Genomic DNA, 6,280 nt, shown 5'->3' with positions numbered 1-6,280 from the left:
GCGCCGACGCGGGACTTCTCGTCTTTCTCTTTCGAGTCGAACGCGCGCCACTCGGGGCCGCGGTCGATCTCGTCGGAGTCGACGACGAGGCCACAGCTTTCACACACTGTCTCGCCCCGGGCGTCGTCGACGACGAGTCGGCCGTCACACTCCGGACAGACGACGTCTTCCTCCGTCGACTCCGTCTCCTCTTCCTCTACCTGTCTGCGTGTTCGTGTTGATTCACTCATAGTTGGATGGCGTATGCTGGCCGGGCGAACGATCACTGCGGAGAAGCCCGGGCACGTGGTCGCTGACCAAACGGTTAGTAGGAACCTTCTTATACCTTACGGAACGCGAACCGTCACGGCAGCGACACCCACGCTCGCCGTGTCGTGAGTCGCGTTAGCACGGGGTTTGAAGTGTCTGCCGCGGACGGCGGTGCTGCCGATAGCTTCGGACTCGCCGCTCACTCCCGGGCCGTGCTTCCCCGCTCGTCCGCCGAGGCGCTGTGTGCCTCACTCTCCTCGACGGCCGTCGTCAGCGAGACGTTGAGCCACGCCATCGAGACGAGGCCGCCGGCGAGGGTGACGACGTTCTTGACTGCGTGGTCGACGATGGCGACGCTGATGGCCAGCGCCGCGCCGACGGGCGTGAGACCGACGACGATGACGGCGAATGCCCCCTCGTACAGGCCCAGCCCGGCGGGGGTCAGCGGGAGCACTTTCGCGAGGTTCCCGACGCTGACCGCGAAGAAGGCCACGCCGACGACGAACGCCGTCAGTTCGACGCCGAACGCCGCGAGGACGACGACGGCGGTGAGGACGTCCAGCGTCCAGATCAGGAGGCTGGAGGCCCCGACGACCGCGAACGCCCGGCGGTCGCTGGCGACGGTCTGGATGTCGCCGACGAACGATTCGATCACGCCGGCGACGTAGTCGGCGTACGAATCCGAACTCAACCGGCTGACGGTCTCCCGGACGTAGTTGCGGTCGCTGCGGGCGCTGGCGACGATGACGACCGTCGCCACCACCGCCGCGGCCGCGACGCCGGCGGCCACCAGCAGCGCTCGCTCCCCGGATAGCTCGCGGTTCCCGCCGAGTTCGACGCCGGTGATCGCCGCCTGCAACTCCGCGGGCGACATCGTCACCAACATCCCGAGGATCACGACGCCCGCGAGGATGGCGATTGTCAGCAGGTCGAACACCCGTTCGACCGCAAGCGACGCGAACCCCGACGGGTACGGCACCGACCGGCGGGCCTTCATCACGTACGCCCGGACGCCGTCGCCCAGACGGGCCGGGAAGACGAGGTTCCCGGTCTGGCTGATGAAGATAGCGCCGGTCAGAAAGCCCGTCTCCGAGGGGTAGCCCAGTTCGGCGAGGATGTCTCGGTACCGGACGCCCCGGAGCGGCCACGAGAGGACGTACACCACCGCAGAGAGGCCGATAAGCGCCGGGTCAGCGCTGCGTATCTCCGCCCATACCTCCCCCAGATCCAAGTACGTCGTCATCAGCAACAACGCTACCAACACCAGTCCGGTCCCGGCGGCGATGGACACCCGCCGGTCGATGCGCGGGGCTACCGACAGTTGCCAGAAGGTCCGGACTATCTGGCTGCCCATCCCGAAGACGTCCCGCACGAGGTCGACCTTGGAGTCGCCTTTCGGCGTCCAGTCGACCGCGAACTCCTTGACGCGGTAGCCCTCCCGCTGGGCGCGCACGAGGACCTCCGTGTCCCAGAACCAGTGGTCGTCCTCGACGTCGTCCATCAGCGCCAGCAGCGTCTCGCGGTCGAAGGCCTTGAACCCGCACTGGTGGTCTTTGACGTCGGAGCGCAGGACTAGCCGGACCATCGTGTTGAAGCCACGACTCGGGATGCCCCGTTTCGCGGGCCGGTCGGCGGCCTCGCCGGGAATCCAGCGCGACCCGGTGGCCACGTCGTACTCGCCCGAGCGGATGCTCTCGACCAGTTCCTCGAGGTGGAACATGTCAGTGGCGAGGTCGGTGTCGAAGTAGACCAGCGTCTCGCCCTCGGCCCGCCGGAAGGCGTACTCCAGTGCCCCGCCCCGTCCCAGTCGCTCGTCGCTGTGGATGTGTCGGACCCGCTCGTCGTCCTCGGCCATCCGGGTCGCTATCTCGGGCGTCCGGTCGTCACAGCCGTCCTCGGCCACGATGACTTCGAAGGATCCGGCTGGGAGAAAGTCCGCGAGAGTCGAGAGTGTCACCTCGACGGTCCGTTCGATGGTGTCCTCCTCGTTGTACGCCGGGAGGACGACGCTCACCTCGACTCCCTCGCTCATTGCACAGGAGTTGCGTCAGGGCGGGCAAGAACTTTCTGATACCGAAGACGGTGTTCCGGCGGTGGCGTCAGTCCGCGCTCCCGGGGTCGTTCGCCACCGCGAACTTCGAGAGGTCCTGCTCCTCGACGTTCTCCACCGAGTCGTAGGGCCGGTCGACGACGATGTTGCCCGCGCGCTGGCGGCCCAGTCCCGGGAGCGCCTGCAGTTCGTCCATCGACGCCGCGTTGATGTCCAGCGGATGGGGGACGCCCGTCACCGAGCGGTAGCCGTGGTCGGTGATCGCTACGTCCAGCACTCGCCCGAGTTCTCGCTCGCCCGGGATGGCGACGAGGAGGGGATAGGTCCCCAGTTGTCGCCCGAAGGTCTTGCCCTCTTTGTGGTATTCGAGGTGGACGTCCGGCAACACCGTTCCCGGCGGGGCCACGCGCTGTAGCATCGGGTTATCGATGGTCTCCCGTACCTCGCGTTTGTACTGTTTGAACAGTTGCTTGTGGTCCTTGGCGATGTCAGCGCCCGTCTCGGCCATCTCGGTGCCCTCGAAGGCCATCACTTGCCGGATGTTGACCCGGCGGAGCATCAGGCCTTCGTCCATCACGCGCTGGAGGAAGCGCTTGTTGTGCTCGAACGTCTCGGCCGTCTCGCCTTTCAGGCCGTGGACGAGGTTGATCCCCGGGAGCAGTTTCGGGAGTCGCGGCGCGGCGTCCTCGCCGAAGTTCGGGGCCGTCTCGCGGTCGCCGCCGGGCCGGAACCCGGCCACTTCGTTGACGATGCGGACCGCTTCCAGACACTCGTCGGCGGTGACGTTGAGGTTGTTGTCGCTCTGGACGTTCGGGTCGGCCGATTCGAGGCCGAACGCGGCGGTGTCGCCGGGTGTGTTGTGCTCGGCGATTATCCTGATCCCCTCTTTGGCCTTCTCGGGCCACTTGACGACGGTGATGGGGTTCATATTGTCCAGATGCAGGGTGTCAAGATCCGGTGCGACCTCGCGGATCCCGCCGTATAGCTTCCGGAGGGCGTCGGGATTCGGGGCCTCGCCGTCGCCGCCGTAGGCGAGGATGTCGGCCTGTCGGCCCAGTCGGAAGTCGCTGACGCCGTAGTCGGCGAGGGCGTCCACCTCGTCGACGACGCTCTCGGGCGGCCGGAAGTCCGGGTCGCCGTACATCGGTTCCGTACAGAACGAACAGCGGTAGGGACACCCGCGGGATGTCTCCAGTTCGGCGAGGATGTACTCCGGGTGGTTGGGGTGTTGCTCGACGACGAACGCGCCCCGTCGGGCCCAGCGAGTCTCCTCTTCGACGCTGCGGTAACGGTCCTCGAACCCTTCCAGTCCGTTCTCGACGAGGTCGTACACCGCCGCCTCGATGTCCGCGCCGGCCAGAAAGTCGAAGTCCAGGTCGTCGCGGGCCGTCTCGCTGGCGCCGACGTTCTCCTCGCCGACGCCGAACCGGACGGGGCCGCCCATAATCGAGGTGCCGTCGGCCCGCCAGGCTATCTGTCGCACCTCGTCGGGTTCGGCGGGCGTGCCGCCGACGTACTTCCCGGGGACGGTCATCCCGCCGACGTAGACGGTGAGGTCGGCGTCGGCCACCTCACGCCAGCGCTGTTGGTCCTCCCGGAGGGCGTCTATCGTGTGGTACGTGATCTGTTCGCGTGGGACGCCCGCGTCGACCATCGCACCGGCGGCGTACCGCGGATACGTCGAGATGTACGGCGGCACGCCGAAGTGGGCCGGTTCGTCGACGTAGCCGTCGACGATGGTCACGTCGATGTCGCGGGGGTCGGTCATCGGGAGAGTGTCGGGCTTCGAGGGCGAAAACGGTGTCGCACTGCGTGTCGCCCGCCGCTCACACGTAGATGTGGCCCTCCAGTGGGTCCCACGGTTCGCTCGGTTCGAACCCCTCGCGGGAGGCCCGCCACGCCGCAAGCGCCGCCAGCAGGCTGTCGATGGCGTCCCCGCCCACGTCCGCTATCAGATGGTCCTCGATGCCGTGCAAAGACAGCGGCGTCAGCCGCAACCCCTCGACGATGGTCTCGCGGCGCTGTCGCGCCTCGTCGGTGTCGTCTTTGTACCGGTCGGCGGGCAACCCTACGTCCTGAAGCGTCCCGGCCGGGTATATCTCACAGACCGGGGTTCCCGACCCGTCCCCCATCGGTTCGATCCTGATCGTCCCCTCACGAAGCAGCGGCCAGAGGACGTTTCCGACGCCGTAGAACGTCTGTGCGGCGGTGAACCAGTGATACGGCGACAGCGCGCCGTGTGGCTCGTCGGTCGCCCGCCGGAGGTAGGCGGACTCCCCGTCAGTGGCGGCTTTCGCCCGGTCGACACACACCTCTTGCAACTCGTCGGGGTCTGTGACGTCCTCGGCGATCCATCGACAGACCGACCGCCACTCCTCGTGCTCACAGACGACCGCCGGGAGGCCGAACGGGAAGTCCAGTCCCACCACGTCGGCCTTCCCGATGGCGCTCCGAAGCCCCGCCAGACACTCCTCGCGGGAGTCGGCCCCGAACTGCTGGCCGGCCGGAACCGAGGACTTGACGTGTAACTCGCCGCCGCGTTCGACCCCAACGGTCAGCCATATCTTCTGGCCGGCGTCGCGCGCGCCACTGAAGTCGACGCCGAGAATCCTGTCCACGCCACCCCGTACGCACCACCCCCTCTTTTGGATTATGTGGCGTGAGTGACGGGTCGGCGAAAACCGTTTCCGCCGGCCGCCACTATCCCCGGCTATGCCACCGACGAAGGAAGTCAAGTGCACCGCCGAGGACTGCTTTCTGGATATGTTCGAGAACCACTACACCTACGACGTTCCCGAGGACCACGGCGTCGAGGACCTCCAGTGCCCGGTCTGTGGCGGGACGGACTGTCTGGAACTGATAGAACTGTAGTTCTGTCGCCTCGCGTGGGGCACAACGGATAAGAAGCCGCCGCCCGAACCTTCGGGTATGACTTCACTCCGCGACGTTGGCGAGACCATCAGCAACACCGTCCTCGAGAACGTCGGACGGGCGCTGAGCCGTGCGCAGGAACGCTCGCCGCTCGCCGTCGACCTCCTAGAGAGCGACAAGGCGTTTCTCGCCGTGTTCGACACACCGGGCGCGACCAGCAGCGACGTACAGGTCCGGTTCGAGGACAACCGCGTCGAGGTCCGAATCGACCGCTTCCGGGAGTTCTACGACGGCTTCGAGATGGTCGTCCCCGGACGCGGCCTCTCGCTCGACGGGTCGGTCATCCTCCCGCCGGAGGCGGCCGTCGACCCCGACGGCGCCACCGCGACGCTGAAGGACAACGGCACTCTCCACGTCCGCGTCCCGAAAGTCGAGGACGAGGAGATCGACGCCGCGGAGGCGGACGCCGACGAGACGGCCGACACTTCCGAGACGGACGCGAGCGACGACACCGACGAGACGGACGCCGAGGAGTAACCGATCGGTCACTTCCGGCCCGTCGGTAGTGTCGGCGTCGCGTCCGCCGGGAACCGCTTCGGGTCGAACCCGCTGATACCGCTCGCCCCGAGCAGTTGCGCCGCCAGCGCTTCGGCCACCGCCGGCGCGCGCAACAGGCCGTGACCGTGGAACCCGGTCGCGACGAACAGGCCTTCGGCGACGCGTCCGACCATCGGCGTCCGGTCGGGCGTCGCCGTACACAGCCCCGCCCACGACCGTTCGATGGCCGGCGAGACGCCGAGCGTCTCCGCCAGTCGCTCGCGGCCGCGGGCCCGGAACCCCGGGTCGGTCCCGCGGTCCCAGTCTTCCGGGGTCACCGTCGGGTCGACGCCGTCACCCAGCAACACCCCGCCGTCCCACGGCCGGAGGTAGTACTCGTCGGTAGCGTCGTACACCGACGGCGGGGACCGGTCGAGTTCCTCGGTCACGAGCACCTGCGCCCGGTAGTACCCCAGCGGAATGTCGATACCGACGGCCGACAGCAACGCCGCCGTCGCCGCGCCGGCGGCCACCGCGACGGCGTCGAAGCGCCGTTCGCGGCCGCCGACGGCG

General features: G+C 67.7%; 7 protein-coding genes. 2 read left to right on the top strand and 5 right to left on the bottom strand.

Annotated elements, in window-relative coordinates:
- The 4 genes from GJ629_RS13505 to GJ629_RS13490 form a co-directional block, all read right to left on the bottom strand.
- Window positions 1-230, bottom strand: a 230-nt coding sequence (locus GJ629_RS13505) for a TFIIB-type zinc ribbon-containing protein (protein WP_305037657.1), incomplete at its 3' end; no start/stop codon positions are given.
- A 218-nt stretch (window positions 231-448) separates the two neighbouring features.
- Window positions 449-2,281 carry a flippase-like domain-containing protein gene (locus tag GJ629_RS13500; RefSeq protein ID WP_157513515.1) on the bottom strand — a complete coding sequence of 611 codons (1,833 nt, stop codon included), beginning with the start codon at window positions 2,279-2,281 and terminating at the stop codon, window positions 449-451.
- Between the two features lie 67 nt (window positions 2,282-2,348).
- Window positions 2,349-4,067 (bottom strand): radical SAM protein, encoded by a 1,719-nt coding sequence (locus tag GJ629_RS13495; protein WP_157513514.1) that lies wholly within the window; start codon window positions 4,065-4,067, stop codon window positions 2,349-2,351.
- Between the two features lie 58 nt (window positions 4,068-4,125).
- Window positions 4,126-4,917, bottom strand: coding sequence for a DUF429 domain-containing protein (locus GJ629_RS13490; protein WP_197428615.1), 792 nt, complete (start codon window positions 4,915-4,917; stop codon window positions 4,126-4,128).
- Between the two features lie 94 nt (window positions 4,918-5,011).
- Between GJ629_RS13490 and GJ629_RS16375 the strand changes: the two genes are divergently transcribed.
- Both GJ629_RS16375 and GJ629_RS13485 read left to right on the top strand, forming a co-directional pair.
- On the top strand, window positions 5,012-5,170 hold the full coding sequence (locus GJ629_RS16375) for a hypothetical protein (RefSeq protein ID WP_197428613.1): 159 nt from the start codon (window positions 5,012-5,014) through the stop codon (window positions 5,168-5,170).
- Window positions 5,171-5,227: 57 nt separating this feature from the next.
- Entirely contained in the window at window positions 5,228-5,707 is a 480-nt protein-coding gene (locus tag GJ629_RS13485) for an Hsp20/alpha crystallin family protein (protein ID WP_157513512.1), read from the top strand.
- Between the two features lie 8 nt (window positions 5,708-5,715).
- On the opposite strand, the gene GJ629_RS13480 is transcribed toward GJ629_RS13485, so the two are convergent.
- Window positions 5,716-6,280: FAD-binding oxidoreductase (locus GJ629_RS13480; RefSeq protein ID WP_157513511.1), on the bottom strand; the 565-nt coding region annotated here is incomplete at its 5' end.

The sequence above is a fragment of the Halapricum sp. CBA1109 genome (assembly GCF_009741825.1).
Lineage (GTDB): Archaea > Halobacteriota > Halobacteria > Halobacteriales > Haloarculaceae > Halapricum.
The sequence above is the reverse complement of the archived record's forward strand: the minus strand, read 5'-3'. Positions and strand labels throughout refer to the sequence as shown.